This window comes from Clostridium sp. CF012 (assembly GCF_018861755.1).
GTDB lineage: Bacteria > Bacillota > Clostridia > Clostridiales > Clostridiaceae > Clostridium_AD.
This window is the reverse complement of the sequence record NZ_JAHLEF010000004.1, coordinates 21339-38426: the sequence shown is the minus strand read 5'-3', so window position 1 is coordinate 38426 and position 17088 is coordinate 21339. Positions and strand designations below refer to the sequence as shown.

At 34.4% G+C, this 17088-nt stretch carries 16 protein-coding genes; 7 read left to right on the top strand and 9 right to left on the bottom strand.

Going from position 1 to position 17088, the window contains the following annotated elements:
• Nucleotides 1-50: 50 nt before the first annotated feature.
• From KPL50_RS05845 to KPL50_RS05835, 3 genes are all read right to left on the bottom strand, one after another.
• Nucleotides 51-1079: a branched-chain amino acid aminotransferase gene (locus KPL50_RS05845; RefSeq protein WP_216297526.1), complete on the bottom strand. Its 1029-nt coding sequence runs from the start codon at nucleotides 1077-1079 to the stop codon at nucleotides 51-53.
• A gap of 259 nt (nucleotides 1080-1338) precedes the next feature.
• Entirely contained in the window at nucleotides 1339-1482 is a 144-nt protein-coding gene (locus KPL50_RS05840) for a hypothetical protein (RefSeq protein WP_216297525.1), read from the bottom strand.
• Nucleotides 1483-1610: 128 nt separating this feature from the next.
• On the bottom strand, nucleotides 1611-2246 hold the full coding sequence (locus KPL50_RS05835) for a RusA family crossover junction endodeoxyribonuclease (RefSeq protein ID WP_216297524.1): 636 nt from the start codon (nucleotides 2244-2246) through the stop codon (nucleotides 1611-1613).
• Nucleotides 2247-2461: 215 nt separating this feature from the next.
• On the opposite strand from KPL50_RS05835, the gene tsaD reads away from it, so the two are divergent.
• Nucleotides 2462-3484, top strand: a complete 1023-nt coding sequence (tsaD, locus tag KPL50_RS05830; protein ID WP_216297523.1) for a tRNA (adenosine(37)-N6)-threonylcarbamoyltransferase complex transferase subunit TsaD — start codon at nucleotides 2462-2464, stop codon at nucleotides 3482-3484.
• Nucleotides 3485-3488: 4 nt separating this feature from the next.
• Here the strand turns inward: tsaD and KPL50_RS05825 are convergent, their stop codons facing one another.
• Nucleotides 3489-4595 carry an AI-2E family transporter gene (locus KPL50_RS05825; protein WP_216297522.1) on the bottom strand — a complete coding sequence of 369 codons (1107 nt, stop codon included), beginning with the start codon at nucleotides 4593-4595 and terminating at the stop codon, nucleotides 3489-3491.
• Nucleotides 4596-4923: 328 nt separating this feature from the next.
• Here KPL50_RS05825 and KPL50_RS05820 point away from each other — a divergent pair, with 328 nt between their 5' ends.
• The 6 genes from KPL50_RS05820 (at nucleotide 4924) to KPL50_RS05795 (ending at nucleotide 11868) form a co-directional block, all read left to right on the top strand.
• On the top strand, nucleotides 4924-5394 hold the full coding sequence (locus KPL50_RS05820) for a two-component system response regulator (RefSeq protein ID WP_216297521.1): 471 nt from the start codon (nucleotides 4924-4926) through the stop codon (nucleotides 5392-5394).
• 188 nt (nucleotides 5395-5582) lie between these two features.
• Nucleotides 5583-7610, top strand: coding sequence for a urocanate hydratase (locus KPL50_RS05815; RefSeq protein WP_216297520.1), 2028 nt, complete (start codon nucleotides 5583-5585; stop codon nucleotides 7608-7610).
• 268 nt (nucleotides 7611-7878) lie between these two features.
• Entirely contained in the window at nucleotides 7879-8991 is a 1113-nt protein-coding gene (locus tag KPL50_RS05810; RefSeq protein WP_216297519.1) for a hypothetical protein, read from the top strand.
• A 138-nt stretch (nucleotides 8992-9129) separates the two neighbouring features.
• A complete protein-coding gene (locus KPL50_RS05805) occupies nucleotides 9130-9549 on the top strand; it encodes a hypothetical protein (RefSeq protein WP_216297518.1) in 420 nt (139 codons plus the stop codon).
• 190 nt (nucleotides 9550-9739) lie between these two features.
• Complete coding sequence (locus tag KPL50_RS05800; RefSeq protein WP_216297517.1) at nucleotides 9740-10597, top strand: formate/nitrite transporter family protein; 858 nt, start codon at nucleotides 9740-9742, stop codon at nucleotides 10595-10597.
• 59 nt (nucleotides 10598-10656) lie between these two features.
• Entirely contained in the window at nucleotides 10657-11868 is a 1212-nt protein-coding gene (locus tag KPL50_RS05795; RefSeq protein ID WP_216297516.1) for a sensor domain-containing diguanylate cyclase, read from the top strand.
• Nucleotides 11869-11926: 58 nt separating this feature from the next.
• On the opposite strand, the gene KPL50_RS05790 is transcribed toward KPL50_RS05795, so the two are convergent.
• From KPL50_RS05790 to KPL50_RS05770, 5 genes are all read right to left on the bottom strand, one after another.
• Nucleotides 11927-12310 carry a metal-dependent transcriptional regulator gene (locus KPL50_RS05790; RefSeq protein WP_216297515.1) on the bottom strand — a complete coding sequence of 128 codons (384 nt, stop codon included), beginning with the start codon at nucleotides 12308-12310 and terminating at the stop codon, nucleotides 11927-11929.
• A gap of 238 nt (nucleotides 12311-12548) precedes the next feature.
• Nucleotides 12549-14273, bottom strand: a complete 1725-nt coding sequence (locus KPL50_RS05785) for an ABC transporter ATP-binding protein (protein ID WP_216297514.1) — start codon at nucleotides 14271-14273, stop codon at nucleotides 12549-12551.
• Between the two features lie 17 nt (nucleotides 14274-14290).
• Nucleotides 14291-15076 carry an ABC transporter ATP-binding protein gene (locus tag KPL50_RS05780; protein ID WP_216297513.1) on the bottom strand — a complete coding sequence of 262 codons (786 nt, stop codon included), beginning with the start codon at nucleotides 15074-15076 and terminating at the stop codon, nucleotides 14291-14293.
• An 11-nt stretch (nucleotides 15077-15087) separates the two neighbouring features.
• Entirely contained in the window at nucleotides 15088-16101 is a 1014-nt protein-coding gene (locus KPL50_RS05775; protein ID WP_216297512.1) for an iron ABC transporter permease, read from the bottom strand.
• Entirely contained in the window at nucleotides 16098-17069 is a 972-nt protein-coding gene (locus KPL50_RS05770) for an iron ABC transporter permease (protein ID WP_253200473.1), read from the bottom strand. Before KPL50_RS05770 ends, KPL50_RS05775 begins: the two co-directional genes overlap by 4 nt.
• Nucleotides 17070-17088: the final 19 nt, after the last annotated feature.

The window sequence follows — 17088 nt, the reverse complement described above, 5'->3', positions numbered from 1 at the left end:
TAAAAGGGCTACCAATTTTTATATTGGTAGCCCTTTTATTATATGAATTATTATTTTACTTCTACAATCCATCCTTTTGGAGCTTCTACGTCCCCAAATTGAATTCCATAAAGCGTATCGTAAAGTTTTGTAGTAATTGGGCCTACTTCTGTCTCACTGTGGAAAACATGAAGTTCACTCTTATACTCTATACCACCGATAGGTGATATTACAGCTGCAGTACCACATGCTCCGGCTTCTTTAAATTCAGAAAGATTATTTACTAGAACATCTCTTTCTTCTGTTTTCAATCCTAAGTATTCCTTTGCAACGTGTAATAGTGAGTATTTAGTTATACTAGCAAGTATTGAGGGTGATTTTGGAGTTACAAATACATTATCCTTAGTAATTCCAAAGAAGTTTGCAGCACCAACCTCTTCAATTTTAGTATGAGTTGCAGGATCAAGGTAGATACAGTCTGCAAATCCTTTTTCTACAGCTTGTACATGAGCTAAAAGACTTGCAGCATAATTTCCGCCAACTTTTGCAGCTCCAGTTCCATGTGGTGCTGCTCTATCAAATTCTTCTGAAATCATAAAGTTTACTGGAGACATTCCACCTTTGAAGTAAGCACCTACAGGGCAGCAGAATATGCCGAATAAAAATTCAGGTGCAGTTCTTACTCCAAGATTATCACCTATGCCTATTACGTAAGGTCTAAGATAAAGTGTTGCGCCAGTTCCATATGGTGGAAGGAAAGCTTCATTTGCTTTAACAACTTGAATACATGCATCAATAAATTTTTCAACAGGTATTTCAGGCATAAGAATACGATTACAACTTCTATTGATACGTTTGGCGTTTTCATCAGGTCTGAACAGTTGAATTTTACCATCCTTTGTACGATAAGCTTTTAAGCCTTCGAAACATTGTTGGCCATAATGAATAGCTGTTGAAGCCTCGCTTATAGTAATGTTGTTATCTTCAACTAAATTTCCCGCGTCCCATTTTCCATCTTTCCATATTGAAACATAACGTAAGTCTGTTTTCATGTAAGTGAAACCTAAATTATTCCAATCGATGTTAACATTTTTACTCATATGGACCCCCTACTATGTATTATTTTTTAAATTAAAATATAATTTATATAAGATTATTATAAAATATATTTTATTTAAAATTATTATAACATATAATATGGACGTGTCGTATTTATTATCAACATTTTAACAAATTAAATTCATTATATTTTTAAAATGAATAAAAAGTTGCAATAATAAAAAATTTGATCTATTATTGCAACTTTTTATTCAATTTGTTATTTTTAAACTCATCATTTTATTATATTGTGATAAATTATCACTCTAATCCTTCAGGATTATTTTTTTTATCCTGCAATCTATTATTAGGCATATCATTTAAGGATTTAAAACTCGCAGTGTTTTCCATGTTACTTATAGCTTCATTAGCCTTTTTGTTTTTGGTTTTTTTATTTCTGTTCATGAGTGCTGTCTCCCTTCATATTTTGCGCTATTTATATTAATAGCATAGCCATATTTATTGGTATTATGTATATATAAGGAGGGACAGTTTATTCCATTTTATGATTTTTATGATAGAAGAAATTGTACTTAAAATAATTTTTTGAAGCAGTTTTTGCAGAGCGAAGTTTTACCTTTGTTTGCAGAGATACAATTATCTTTTAATACAGACTTTCCACATACTTCACATATGAGTTTTGAGCAGCTATTAACCACCGCAGAACTCGATTTATTTGCTTTAGAACCTATTGTTTTTTTCTTATTTGAAGGTGGGTCATAATTAATAGGTTGCTGTTTTTCTTTCTTTTCAACTATTGAGTAATTCATAGCATAGGTACTTTCACCAAAAAGCTCTAATTCGAATCTGGGATTTTCTGTATCATAAAACTCCTCAATAATAAGTCTTGTAACTTGTGCATCATTTACTATAAGTCCACTCTTCTCTATACCATCAAAGATACTTTTTGTTATGTTGTTTGTATCTGGGTGTCTTTTGATGCTCTTATAGTATACTTTTAAAACAGCAATAAGAGATTCTGTTAAAAAAATATTGGAATTTTGAATTCTGCATTGATAAGCAATTTCTTCTTCATATAAAGCATATCTATCATGGTATTTTCCGGAATTATAAGGTAAAATGGCTCTTCCATTCATGTTGAATAGTTTAAAATTAGATTTTGAAATAGGTGAGCCTTTTATTATGACTTTTGCATAGGCGTTACTCATATTTTCCCCCTAGGATCTATTTCCAATAGATGATAATTATTAGTCTTAACTTAATTTTCTATGATATAATTACATACATAATTATATCATAGAGTAGAGATTCTCAGTAAGAACACTTAAAAAAGTATATAAAAATTGAAATGCTAAAATTAATAAAGTATAATTAATATGAATATAAGAAGAAATTACAAACGATGTTAAAGGTGGGTAAAACAATGGAAAAGCAAATTAAAATACTTGCAATAGAATCTAGTTGTGATGAGACAGCAGCGGCAGTGGTAGTTAATGGTCGGGAAATTCTATCAAATATTATTGCATCACAAATAGATATACATGAAAAATTTGGAGGCGTTGTTCCAGAGGTGGCTTCTAGAAAACATATTGAAGTAATAAGTGCTGTAGTTCAAGAGGCATTGGATGAAGCCAAAGTTACATTAGAGGATATAGATGCCATAGGAGTAACTTATGGACCAGGGCTAGTTGGAGCACTACTGGTAGGCGTTCAATATGCCAAGGGACTGGCATATGCAACTAATAAACCCTTAATTGGAGTTAATCATATAGAAGGTCATATTAGTGCTAATTTTATTCAATACAAGGAGCTAGAACCACCATTTATATGTTTAGTAGCTTCAGGTGGGCATACATTTATTGTATATATGAAGGACCACGGTGAGTTTGAGGTTATGGGACAAACTAGAGATGATGCAGCTGGAGAAGCCTTTGATAAAGTGGCCCGCGCTATTGGTCTTGGTTACCCTGGTGGGCCTAAAATAGATAAAATAGCAAAGGAAGGCAATGCGGAAGCTATAAAGTTTCCTAGGGCTAATTTTCATGACAACAGCTTGGATTTTTCTTTTAGTGGAGTTAAATCTTCCGTGCTAAATTACCTAAATAAAATGAATATGAAAAATGAGGAGATTAATATACCTGATGTTGCGGCATCCTTTCAAAAGGCAGTGGTTAATGTTTTGGTCCATAATGCCTTAGAGGCATGCGAAATAAAGGGTGTAGATAAGATGGCAATAGCTGGTGGCGTAGCATCAAATTCCTGCCTTAGAGAAACTATGATAAAAGAAGGGCAAAAGAAAAATATAGAAGTTCTGTTTCCTGAAATGGTGCTTTGCACTGATAATGCAGCTATGATTGGAAGCGCAGCTTACTTTGAATTAATTAAAGGAAGAGTTTCGGGGCTAAAACTTAATGCAATACCAAACTTAAAACTTGGAGAAAGATAGGATATTATATTTTAATATCCTTTTCTTTTAATCTCCTACTAATGAATCTATTAGCTAATAGTATAACAATAGCCATGGTTGGTACTCCAAGGAACATGCCAAGGACTCCAAAGGTTCCACCACCTATGAGTACCGAAAGGATAATAAGCAGAGGGCTTAAACCAACAGATTTTCCAAGAATCTTTGGGCCTAAATATAAGCCATCAAATTGTTGAAGAATAATGATGAATAAAAGTACCCAAAAAGCTTTTACAGGGCTATCAAGCAGAGTAATAAAAAAAGCGGGAATCATTCCAATTAATGGTCCAAAATAAGGAATCATATTTGTAACTCCGACTATTAAGCTTATAAGTGTAACATAAGGCATTTTAAATATGCTAAGTCCTATAAAGCATATAATACCAATAATAACAGAGTCAATAAATTTACCTAAAACAAAACCTGAAAAGATAAAATTAGCTTCTTTACAAAAATTCAGAAAACCATCTGCATTTTCTTTTTTTAAGACTGCATAAATTAGTCTTTTTATATTCCTTATTAAGTTTTCTTTATCTTCTAAAAGATATAAGGACACAACAAATCCTAAAAGAAACTTCATAAAAGAAGAGGTAAAGCCTACAGCTGTTAGGAAAGCAAAATTAATACCAGTATTTAGATAACCAGTAAACTTAGACATGAATGTTGAGGTAGAATCTTCTAAATATTTGGTTATACCATATTTATCAAGTAATTGAATTTTATCCATATTATTAGAAAACCAAATTTTAGTTTTAGATATGTATCCAGGAGTTGCATCTGTCAATTCTCGAATGCTTACGCCTATATTGGGAGTTAAAATGGTGACACTAAAAAATAATATGCTTAAAACACATACATACATAATAAGTAATGTTAAAGCACGCTTTGTATGGAATTTTTTTTCAATGCTAACCATTATAGGGTTTAATAAGTAAGCAATACCGAAGGCCCATATAAAGGAGCTTATGTAGGATATAAAAACACTAAAGGCGTTGGTAAGAAATTCTATATCATTTACAATTCTGAATAAAATAAACGATAATAATATTACAGGAATTAATTTTACATAAGGGATTTTTTTATCGTTAAACAAGCCTAATTCACTTCCTCAATTAATAATTATTTTAGTATAAATATCATGAAATGATTATATCATAAATAATGTATATAAAAAATATTTATAATAATTTTAAGGCTATAATAAGTTTATGGTAGTGCGAATTGACATAAAATATCAACGACCTGCATCTTCATATGTAAAAGAAATTGTAAAGTTTTAAATATAATGGTACACTTTTCTTAAAAGCAATAACTATTAAATAGGTACTGATTTTGCAACGTAGACAAAATCTTAAAAGTCCTGTTTATTTAGTGGAATAAATATTAAAAGAGTAACAAATATTTGGAATAGGAGAAAGAATATGAATAGAGTGCTCTTAGTTAATGATTGTAAATTTGAGAATTTTATTATGAGGGACATGCTTATAAATTTGGGCTATGAGGTTATAATAAGTAATGAATATAATGCAGTTAGCGATGTACGAGAGTTAAATTGTAACCTTATTATAGCAAATTACATTATGAAAGAAAAAACAGGTGATAAAATACTGGAGCAGATAAAAGACCTGTATCCTGAAACAAAGTGTATTTTATCCTCAAGTAATGATATTAAATTAGAGGATTTTAATAATAGTGCAATAGATGGGTTTATACATACACCGGTAACTAAAGACAAATTGCAAAAAATCATGGGTGGAAATGGACAATCATTAAATAAACATAGTAGGAAGTTGAAGCCTTCATTCTGTACATACTGTGGGGGAAAAGTAGATGATGGTGAGAAACTTGTTAAGTTTTGCAAATATTGTGGTGAAAATATAAATTTTAGTTAATGAGTATATGAGTAATGTAGCATAATGAAGTATTAACGTGTAAACAATATTTGATGGCTATTTATGATGAGAAATTGAAGGGATATGTAAAAAAGTGCAGAATATATTTAATATACAGAAAATAAAAATAATAACAATATTTAAAGTAGGTACATTACATAATATTGTTAACACAGGAGGGCGCATATATGATTAATAATTTTGAAATTGAACAGGCTATGACTATTAAAATAGATGATGAACTGCCAAGTATGCCTGAATTTGCTTCTGGAATAAGAAGAGCTCCAGACAGAGGATTCACTCTTTCAAAAGAGCAAGCAGAGCTTGCTCTTAAAAATGCACTTCGTTATATTCCCGAAAAACATCATGCAAAGCTGGCTCCAGAATTTATGGAGGAATTAATTACAAAAGGAAGAATATATGGATACCGCTATAGACCACAAGGTCGTATTTATGGAAAACCCATAAATGAATATAACGGTAATTGCTTAGAGGGTAAAGCATTTCAAGTAATGATTGATAATAATTTAGATTCAGACATAGCATTATATCCATATGAATTAGTGACCTATGGCGAAACGGGACAGGTATGTCAAAATTGGATGCAGTATACACTTATAAAAAAATATTTAGAAAATTTAACGGAAAATCAAACTCTTGTACTAGAGTCAGGACATCCACTAGGACTTTTTAAATCATCACCACAAGCTCCAAGGGTTATTATAACTAATGGTCTTATGATAGGGATGTTTGATAATCCAAAGGATTGGCATGTAGCAACTCAGCTTGGAGTTGCAAACTATGGTCAAATGACAGCAGGAGGATGGATGTACATAGGACCGCAAGGAATAGTACATGGAACATTTAACACCTTACTTAATGCAGGAAGGTTGAAACTTGGAATACCAGACAATGGTGATTTAAGAGGTAGAACATTTATAACTTCTGGACTTGGCGGAATGAGTGGGGCTCAACCTAAAGCTATAGAAATTGCAAATGGCATTGGGATTATCGCAGAAGTTGATTATTCAAGAATTAAAACAAGGCTGGATCAAGGTTGGGTGAATATTGCCTCAGATAACCTTCAAGATATATTTAAAATTGTGGCAGAAAAAATAGAGAAAAAAGAGTGTATTTCTATTGCTTATCACGGAAATATAGTAGATCTACTCCAATATGTAGTAGATAAAAACATAAAGATAGATTTATTATCAGACCAAACATCCTGTCATGCTCCTTATGATGGAGGATATGCACCACAAGGCGTGAGCTTTGACGAACGAACCAGGTTATTAAAAGAAGACCGAGATAAATTTATACATTTGGTTGATAAAACTTTGATTAAACATTTTGAGCTAGTTAAGACAATGGTAGATAGAGGAACTTATTTCTTTGATTATGGGAATTCGTTTATGAAAGCTATTTATGATGCAGGTGCTATAGAAATATCTAAGAATGGTGTAGATGAGAAAGATGGATTTATATTTCCATCTTATGTAGAAGACATAATGGGACCAATGCTTTTTGACTATGGTTATGGACCTTTTAGATGGGTTTGCTTAAGTGGAAATCATGATGACTTAGTAAAAACTGATAAGGCGGCTATGGGGTGTATTGATCCAAATAGACGTGGGCAGGACAGAGATAATTATATTTGGATAAGAGATGCAGAAAAGAATAAATTGGTAGTTGGAACCCAGGCTAGAATACTTTATCAAGACGCGCAGGGGAGAATAGATATTGCCTTGAAGTTTAATGATATGGTGAGACTCGGAGAAGTTGGTCCCATAATGCTGGGACGTGATCATCACGATGTAAGTGGAACTGATTCTCCATTTAGAGAAACTTCTAATATAAAAGATGGTAGTAACGTAATGGCAGATATGGCAGTTCAATGTTTTGCAGGAAATGCTGCTAGAGGTATGAGTTTAATTGCTCTTCATAATGGTGGAGGGGTAGGTATAGGAAAATCTATTAATGGTGGTTTTGGACTTGTTCTTGATGGCAGTGATAGAATAGATAGCATTATAAAGTCATCAATGGCTTGGGATGTTATGGGTGGGGTAGCTAGGCGTGCTTGGGCTAGAAATCCACACTCAATAGAAACAAGCATAGATTACAATAAAAAAAATGCTAACATTGATCATATTACATTGCCATATTTAACAGATGATGCAATAATTTCAAAAGTAATAGAAGAAGTTTTTAATAAATAGAAAGACATTTTGACAGATAAAAGAAGGCACTAGTTAATTAGACTTATGCCTTTTTTTACGTCCGCTTATAAATATATTGTTAAATTTTCTAAAAAATGCAAGAATACAAACATATATAGTCCTTGCCTAAATGAAAATTTTAACATATAGAAAATGTGTTAAATATTAAACATTCTAGTTGATACGCTAATACAAGTGGGGTATAATAGTCTATGTTCCAATGATTAAAAAAAGTAATTATTCTTATGATTGTAAGAGGAGCAAAATTATGAATATATATGATAAAAAAGTAAAAAAAAATGTCAAACTATTCATTATTGGTTTATGTTTAGTTTTAAGCATAATTGCTCTAATGGTAGGCCCAAATAAAATATATAAGCTCATTAAAAATAAAAGTGAAAATAAAGAAATTATACCCAGTAAAAATAATGAAGTTAAGGGTGAAGAAGAAGTCATAGTAAATGGTAAAATAACAAAGATAGCATTCGAAAAAAATAATAATGTTTATCTTTATGATGAAATAAAGCAGCAAATTAAATCCATTGGGGATAATTCAAAATTGAAGGATTTATTGAAACTTTCTCCAGACAAAACAAAAATAGTATTTAGATATTATAATCAGGGAAAAGCATTATATCCTCCACATGTAGTTATCTATGACATTAAAACTGAAAAGCTTACAGAAATTGTTATAAATAACAAAAATGTTCAACAGATTATTGATTTGAAGTGGATAGATGATGTGAATATTTTGGTGACAGGGCACATTAATCCTTCAGTATCAGGATATGCGGTATACGACATAAAAAATAAGTCTGAGGTTATATCTTGTGTGGGTACAATAAGAGATATTACTATTAATAATAAAAATATTCTTTATAGCAATACACCACATATGTTTCCAACACCAAAAGCTAATCTATATCTTAATGGTAATAAGATTTTTGATTCGAGTAAAGATAAAGAAGAAATATTTGATGCTGTGATATCTAAGGATGGTAAAATGATTGCCTTTAGAAGTTCGGTGGAAAATGAAGTGGATTCAAAGGGTGGAGTAAGTGCATATCTTAATATAGCTAAAATTAATAGTGATAATAAATCAATAAGCAATTTAAAGAATATAAGCATAAGTATTGATACAACTGGAGATATGGAATTTGATGATGAAAATAATATAAGCATTATAGGTAATGAATTTATATATAAATTAAAAGCTGATAATCTTATTAAGGTGGTGAATTCCTTGCCAAAGAAAGAAGAAATTTCTGACCAGCAGCTAAAAAAATTCAAACAAGTTTTGGCTAAACAATTTCCTGAGGATTCTATTTCAGAATCAACCTTATTCGAGGATATTGATATATTTTATATGGAAGCCTTTTGAATTTAAAAAAATATATAGCATCTAAAATAAGCAGTTTAGCTTATTTTAGATGCTATATAAAATATTGTTAACAAATATTTAAAAATTTGGTATAATAACCTTAAGAGTTTTGGAAAAAAATATGGAAGAAGGGTTATTATGAAAAAGGATAATACTTATAGGCCTCTAAACACAAAAGCTCATGTACAGACTAAGTCAAAGTCTATATCAAAATCAATAGTTAGTAAATTACTCATGTTACTGGGAATTATTATACCAATAGCAGCATTGATAGGTTACGCTATGAATATGAACTTTTTCTCTATTGCAATAATTCTATCAGCTTTTATTTTAATTATAAGCATAGCTGCTTATTTAAAAGAAGAAGTAATTTATCCTAATCCTAAAGCGGTACAACACGATAATAGATTGACCACTAAAAAAATTGCAGTGGTTAAAAAAACTAGCAAAAATTCTCCTTTTTCACTAAAGAAAGGAACAGTTCAAGTGGTATTATCAATGATAATAATTATAATATGCACTTATATAGGACAAGTTATATATAAGACAATTGGATAATTAAAAATAAGATACATGCAGATTTATTATTTAGGCATCTTCAAAGCTTAGAATGGCATATGATTAGTTAGTTTTGAAGATGTCTTACATAAGCACTAGGGAATGAATAATTTAAATTCCTTTTATTTTTTGCGCCTTTGTTTTCATAAAATATTGCAAATAAAATGAAATTTATAGAGGGAGATTTAGTATGGAAAAATCGATGTTAAGCCCAAAGGAAGTATGTAACTATGTAGAATCCATTGGAGTACAAAAGGCAAATAATCAATTTATTCAGACGCTTATTCTCGGAATATTGGCGGGGGCATTCATAGCTATCGGAGGATTCTCAGCAGCAATGGCATCTCATAGCATAGAAAATCTAGGAGTAGCTAGACTTATTGCGGGAATAGTATTTCCAGTGGGACTTATGCTTGTTATAATTTGCGGTGGGGAACTGTTTACTGGAAACTGTTTGTTGACTGTAGCCTATGCTCAAAAGAAAATAACACTAAAAAAAATGATTAAAAATTGGACAATAGTGTACTTTGCGAATTTTTTTGGTGCCTTTATTATTGTGGCTTTAATTTATTATAGTGGTTTATTAAACACTAATGGAGGGAGACTTGGTGGATATGCAATAAAGGTAGCCGCTTATAAATGTGGGCTTACATTTACTGAGGCGTTTACCAGCGGGATCCTTTGCAATTTCGTAGTATCATTAGCTGTGTGGGGATCCTATGCGGCAAAGGATATAGTTGGTAAAGTATTTATTTCTTTTTTTCCAATAATGGCATTTGTCATTGCAGGTTTTGAACACAGCGTTGCAAATATGTACTATCTCTTATTGGGTTTGTTTGCAAAATTTAACCCTACTTATGTAGAATTGTCTCACCAAACTGCAGGAAAAATAGAAAATATTAATCTTGTAAATATAGTTCAAAATTTGATACCCACAACACTAGGGAACATAGTTGGGGGCGGAATTTTTGTAGGACTAGCCTACTGGCTAATATATAATAAAGCAGCTTTAAAAGATATTGACACTAAACATGAAAAAGCTGCTTAAAATTGATTTAGAATTAAATCTCAATAAAATTAGTATTTGTAATTAAAAGGAGTTACGGTATGATAAAAAAAATTGGATTCCTATTGTTATTTGCAGCTTGTATTCTCATACTATATTCTAAAAATGAATATGCCATAGATATTATGTTTATAGTTGTGATACTGTTGCTAATTTTAAATATTTTTAAATTAAGTCGTGCTAAAGATGCGTTGCAGAAAAGTGAAGAGATTATTAAAGAAAGTAAGATGCTTGAAGAGAAAATAAATAAATCATTACATTTAAATCAAGCTATACTTAGAGTAAGCCAATCTATTATTGACATAAATAACATAAATGAATTATTTGAATTGATATTAGATAAAGCAATAGGTATTATTGGAAATGCAGAATTTGGAAGTGTTTTGATTTTAGATGATAATGGAATGCTAAAGATTGCCGTATCAAAAGGCTTTGATACGGGCTCAGCAAACAATTTTAGGTTACCCTTGGAGCGTTCCTTTGCTTGGATAAAAACGAAGGGGAATATAGAAAAAACAATTATTATTAATGATATTGATGAATTACAAGAGATTGACTTAGTAAACGTTTGTAAGAGTGAAGAACCGTGGGATATAAAATCATGTATTAGTGCACCTATCATAATTGAAAACAAACTTTACGGATTGGTTAATGTAGATTGCAATTATGCTAATGCATTTAGTGAGGAAGATTTAGGAAGCATGGAGCATTTCATAAGTCAAATTGAAATAGCTATTAGTAAACACAAATTGTATGAAGAGACAATATATCTATCTAGATATGATAAGTTAACCAATATATACAACAGAAGATATTTCGAAGAAATCTTTGATATATACTTTAATAGCGCACTTAGTTATAATGAGGAATTTGAGCTAGCTATTTTTGACTTAAATGGATTGAAGGTTATTAATGATACTTATGGGCATTTAGCAGGAGATACATATATTAGAGCTTTCATCAAAAATTTAATTGCAAGTGTAGGCGCAACAGATATTTTGGCTAGATATGGTGGAGATGAATTTATTGCTGTATATAAGGGTATAGATTCAGAAAGTTTAAATGTAAAACTTCAACAATCATTTAAGCAGTTGAAAAACAACCCATTTACTTTCGAAGGGAATGAAATTACCTGTAGTTTTAGCTATGGTATTGCAAGGTTCCCTCAGGAAGCGGTAAGTTACAATGGGCTAGTGAAACTTGCTGATGATAGAATGTATGAGTATAAGAGAGCAGTAAAGGAAAAAGATTAAGAAGTTTTTCTTATATTATATGCTATAGCGAAAAGTATATTATAACATAATAAGTACTTCATTTTTCTTTTGTAAAATTAGAAAGAAATTGTTGCATTGCATAAATCGAATCACTGCTGATAACATGCTCAATTGCGCAGGCATCTTTGTCCGCAACATAAGGATCAATCTTTAAAACTTCCACAAACAATCTCTTAATCACTTCATGCTTTTTAGATGTGAATTCAGCCAACTTAAGTCCTGTGGGAGTGAGGAATACCTCCTTATATTTTTCGTTTATAATTAATCCTTTTTCAGAGAGAGTTGACATGGCACTATTAGTGCTTGCTTTTGTTACATTAAGAATTTCAGCTATATCGGATACTCTCGCTCCTTTCCCATCAGCAGATAGGGTATAGATAGCTTCAAGGTAGTTTTCCATGGTAAAAGTCAGGTTTTTCATTAGTTTTCCTCCATTTCAAAAATCAAGTTACACCATTCTAATATTTTAATTATAACCTGTTGTTTAATAAAAATAAAGAGTGTTTATAAAACCTAAAATGTAAGGAGCATATGAAATAGATTTCTATTGTTGTATGACCACAAAAAATTTAATAAATTTTAAATATTATATTTCATCCTGTCAAGAAGAGGGTTCTTCTTGGCAGGATGTTTTACTATTTGAGGGTTTGGAGTATTGGCTATGAAGCTTGCATAGAACACAGCTTGGCATAGGAACCGCATTTTTGCAGAAGTTCATCATGAGTACCCTGTTCGGCAATGCCTGATCCATCTAGAACCACAATCTGATCTGCTGAGCGGATTGTGGATAACCTGTGAGCAATAACCAGTGTGGTACGCCCTTTGAACAAATATTCTAGGGAATGCTGGATTTCCCTTTCTGTTTTGGTATCCAACGAAGAGGTTGCTTCGTCCAAAATCAGAATAGGCGCGTTTCGCAGCAAAGCTCGGGCAATAGAGATTCGCTGTTTTTGTCCGCCGGATAGGCGAACTCCACGTTCACCAATAAGGGTTTTATAGCCATTTTCCAATGTTTCTATAAATTCATGGGCATTGGCCGCCTTAGATGCTTCTATCACCTGTTTTCGTGATGCATTTTTACAGCTGTAAGCGATATTCTCGTATACTGTACCGGTGAATAGAAAGGTGTCTTGAAGCACCATGCTGACGTTGTCACGTAGACTTTTAAGGGATACGTCCCGAATGTTGATTCCATCTACTCGTATTTCACCCTCTACAGGGTCATAAAAGCGGTTGAGCAAGCTAGCAATAGTACTTTTTCCCACTCCTGTGGTGCCTACCAAAGCAACTGTTTGACCTGGCTTAATCTTTAGATTGATGCCACAAAGTACGGTCAGATCAGGGTTATAATGAAATGTAAGGTTGCAAAATTCCACCGCCCCCTTCACATTCTTTAATTCTGTAGGATTCGGCTTTTCCTGTACACTAGAAACTTCGTCCATAACCTCAAATACACGTTCGCAGCCAGCTATGGCATTGTTTAGGTTTTCGTTAACGCCGGACAGGTTGGTGATGGGCTGATAAAATAGTGTAAGATACATAATAAATCCTACTATGTCGGCGATAGAAGCCTCTCCTATGGAATTAAGATAGCCACCGTAAATAATAACTGCTACAGAACCTACCGAACTAAGAAACACAATAGACGGATGAAATAGTTCGCCCATTTTTGTGGCATTAAGAAAGGCATTGGTTTGGTTACGTGCAAGACTGGCAATTTTTTCTGTTTCATAATCCTGTTGATTGAATACCTGAATCTCTTTCATGCCTGAAAGATTATCATGAAGGGCGCCGCTCAGTTCCCCCAAGGCTTTCTGATTCAGTCGCCATTGAGGGCGGACATATTTGGAATACCCTACATTAGCGGCCATCAAAAATGGAATGGCAATTAGGCTGATAAAGGCAAGTTTAACATTAATGAGAAAAAGTATTACAGCGACGCTTCCCAAAGTCAACACATTAACTATTAAATCAGGTACAGCATGGGCGATTAAAAGCTCAGTATTAACCACATCGTTCATGATGCGACTAGCCAGCTGACCTGTTTGTTTATCATTATAATATCCCATGGAAAGATGCTGCATTTTATTATATAAAGCTGTACGTAAATCTGCGACATAGTGATATGCACCGTAATGGGTGAAATATCCCCTGGTGAAAGAACAAAAACACATTAAAATGTAGGTTGCAAGCAGCGTAAGTCCCATTACAAGGGACTTAGAAGCGATTTCAGGGTCGCCGTTTATGGCAAGGGCAGTAAGCTCACGAATCACCCAGGGAGAATAAAGCTGAAGTAGTGTAGAAACAATTACAGAAATCATTCCTATAAAGATATAAATCCAATATTTTTTTGCACCTTTTAGAACTCTTAAGCAAACCTTCAAATGGTAACACTCCTTTTCTATTTGAGTAAATTATAGGTAATGCACACCGGTCTTCCTGTACTGGGTTCATGAACAATTTGAGCATCGATAGTGAATACCTCTTTTAGCACAGGGACAGTCATTACCTCTTTTGGCGTTCCATGCTTGATTATGTCGCCGCCACGTATGGCAATCATATAATCGGAAAAACGCGCTGCAAGGTTTAAATCATGTAGCACCATTACAATGGTACAGCCTTGATTTTTGTTTAGGGAATGGAGAAGTTCCAACACCTCCAACTGATGTGAAAGGTCAAGGTATGTTGTTGGTTCATCCAGAAGAATCAGATCTGTCTGCTGTGCAAGGGCCATGGCTATCCATACTCTCTGACGCTGCCCCCCTGAAAGTGTATCTACCTCTCGGTGTTCAAGCCCCGTAAGCTTTGTTATCTCAAGGGCCCATTTCACAATTCTATTATCCTCCGCAGTCAGCCTTCCAAAGCCTTTTTGATGGGGGAAACGTCCATAGGCTACTAGTTCCTTCACAGTAAGTCCACTGGGAGCCGTTGGTGTTTGGGGGAGCACAGCCATTGCCTGGGCAACCGCTTTTGTGGAGAAATCGCGAATATCCTCGCCGTTCAAATAAATCAGGCCATTTTTCGGTTTTAAGATACGGCCAACAGCCTTTAATACTGTAGACTTGCCGCATCCGTTAGGACCAATAATAGAGGTTATCTGTCCATGGGGTATTTTCATATTAAGCGCATTTACAATCAATGTTTCGTCATAAGCTATATCTAAGTTGTCTGTTACAATACTGTTCATATCTATGCCTCCTAATTTGATTTAGCCAGTAGGTAGAGGAAGTATGGAGTACTCAAAACGGTGATAATAATACCGGTTGGAATATTCGCACCTAGACTTACCGTACGGGTGATGGTGTCTGCAACAAGTACAACTAGAGACCCAATTAGTGCAGAAGCAGGTATAAGTAGCTTATGATTTGGGCCAACCAGCTTGCGAGCTAGGTGGGGGCTAATCATCCCAACAAAGAAGAAATTTCCACCTAGTGCCACGCTACCAGAGGAGAGCGCCACCGCCGCTAGGGACAGCCCTAAAAACTCTTTTTTAACTCTAACGCCCAGGCCTGTGGCTGTCTGATTTCCTACATTGAAGATGTTAAGCATTCGAGACTTATAAAGTGCATAAAAAAATAGTATCAGTGTCCATGGAAGCAGCACTGCAATATATTTCCAATCAGCCCCCCACAAGTCTCCCGCTTGCCAGCGCTGCGCAAACTCGAACTGCGTTCTGTCAAGCTTAAGGGTTAGCATTAGGGACAAAGCGCCGTAGCCACTGCTCATGGCAACGCCGGTGAGAATCAGACCTGTGGAGGAGATATTCCTCCCTTTGCGGTAAGATAATAGAAAAATTAGTACAGCAGCGGTGATGCCCCCAACAAAGGACATCATAGGCAGTGTGAATGCGGATGAATATCCCTTTATGGAAAATACAGCCACATAAATCAGCATAAATAACCCGGAGCCAGAGCTGATGCCAAGGGTACCAGGGCTTGCCATATCATTTTTAAGAAGGCTCTGCATGATGCAGCCCGACACGCCCATACCGATGCCTACAAGTATAGAAAGCACAATGCGAGGCATCCGGAACTGGAACACAATAAGGTTCTGCTGATCCGTACCCTTGCCTAAAATTACATTTAACACTTCCACCAGCGATAGGTTCATTTTGCCGGAATTGATACTGAAAATGGCGATAGCTAGCACAAGTACAACGAGAATCAATAGTGTAAGTAAGCCTTTTCCAAGGGTATACCTTTGTTTCTTCATTCAAATTCCCTCCTTTGTTTTCTGGAGAGATAAAGAAAGTAAGGAACGCCTACAATAGCAAAGATAATACCCAGGGGTGTTTCGTAAGGGCGGTTAATCAGGCGTCCCAAAAGGTCCGCTACAACCAAAAAACCAGCTCCGTACAATGCCGATGCAGGAATAATATAGCGGTAGTCTACACCTACCATATACCGCACGATATGGGGGACTATAAGACCAACGAAACCAACAGGGCCGACCGTAACTACCGAAAGTCCGGTAAGCACCAGCACAATCAGTGTGGAAATTGCCCTGACCCGAGTTGTGTTAAGTCCAAGTCCCGCGGCAACTTCATCTCCAAGGCTAAGCACAGTGACGGAGGGGGAAATAATAATTGCAGCCGCTGTACAAATAAAAAACAGAGGGCTAATTGCTAACAGTTCAATCCATTTTGCACTAGCTGTACCCCCTGCAGTCCAATAGGTTAATGCTTGTCCTATATTGTATTTGATAGCAACGGCGGAGCTTAAGGCTCCAAAAAGCATAGAGATAGACATACCTGCCAAAACAAGGCGTTGGGGTGTCATGCCTCTTTTTCCCATAGATGCAATAAAATAAGCTAAACCGGTTGTCACTGAGGCACCAAGGCAGGCAAATAGCATAGTTTGAGCATAATTGCGTTCAGGTAAAAAAGCAAAACATAGTGCCATTGCAAAGGTGGCTCCAGAACTGATTCCCATAAGTCCAGAGTCTGCAAGTGGGTTTCGAGTAGTTCCCTGCATAATTGCACCTGTTACTGCCAGACTGGCTCCTACAATTATATCTGCCACCGTACGGGGAAATCGTAGAGTTTGTATAATACGGTGCTCTGTCAGATTAGAATCGAAACTGAAAATTGCGCCCCATGCCATTGACAAATCCATGTTGGCCGCTCCGAAAGAAATTGAAGCTGCAGTTGCCAATATTAGGAGTGCTACTCCTAATATCATATATAGGGTGAAGTTGAGT

Excerpts from the sequence above, each read along its gene's own strand:
- KPL50_RS05845 (WP_216297526.1), bottom strand. The coding sequence starts at position 1,079 with ATGAGTAAAAATGTTAACATCGATTGGAATAATTTAGGTTTCACTTAC.
- KPL50_RS05840 (WP_216297525.1), bottom strand. The coding sequence starts at position 1,482 with ATGAACAGAAATAAAAAAACCAAAAACAAAAAGGCTAATGAAGCTATA.
- KPL50_RS05835 (WP_216297524.1), bottom strand. The coding sequence starts at position 2,246 with ATGAGTAACGCCTATGCAAAAGTCATAATAAAAGGCTCACCTATTTCA.
- tsaD (WP_216297523.1), top strand. The coding sequence starts at position 2,462 with ATGGAAAAGCAAATTAAAATACTTGCAATAGAATCTAGTTGTGATGAG.
- KPL50_RS05820 (WP_216297521.1), top strand. The coding sequence starts at position 4,924 with ATGAATAGAGTGCTCTTAGTTAATGATTGTAAATTTGAGAATTTTATT.
- KPL50_RS05815 (WP_216297520.1), top strand. The coding sequence starts at position 5,583 with ATGATTAATAATTTTGAAATTGAACAGGCTATGACTATTAAAATAGAT.
- KPL50_RS05810 (WP_216297519.1), top strand. The coding sequence starts at position 7,879 with ATGAATATATATGATAAAAAAGTAAAAAAAAATGTCAAACTATTCATT.
- KPL50_RS05805 (WP_216297518.1), top strand. The coding sequence starts at position 9,130 with ATGAAAAAGGATAATACTTATAGGCCTCTAAACACAAAAGCTCATGTA.
- KPL50_RS05800 (WP_216297517.1), top strand. The coding sequence starts at position 9,740 with ATGGAAAAATCGATGTTAAGCCCAAAGGAAGTATGTAACTATGTAGAA.
- KPL50_RS05795 (WP_216297516.1), top strand. The coding sequence starts at position 10,657 with ATGATAAAAAAAATTGGATTCCTATTGTTATTTGCAGCTTGTATTCTC.
- KPL50_RS05790 (WP_216297515.1), bottom strand. The coding sequence starts at position 12,310 with ATGAAAAACCTGACTTTTACCATGGAAAACTACCTTGAAGCTATCTAT.
- KPL50_RS05780 (WP_216297513.1), bottom strand. The coding sequence starts at position 15,076 with ATGAACAGTATTGTAACAGACAACTTAGATATAGCTTATGACGAAACA.
- KPL50_RS05775 (WP_216297512.1), bottom strand. The coding sequence starts at position 16,101 with ATGAAGAAACAAAGGTATACCCTTGGAAAAGGCTTACTTACACTATTG.
- KPL50_RS05770 (WP_253200473.1), bottom strand. The coding sequence starts at position 17,069 with ATGATATTAGGAGTAGCACTCCTAATATTGGCAACTGCAGCTTCAATT.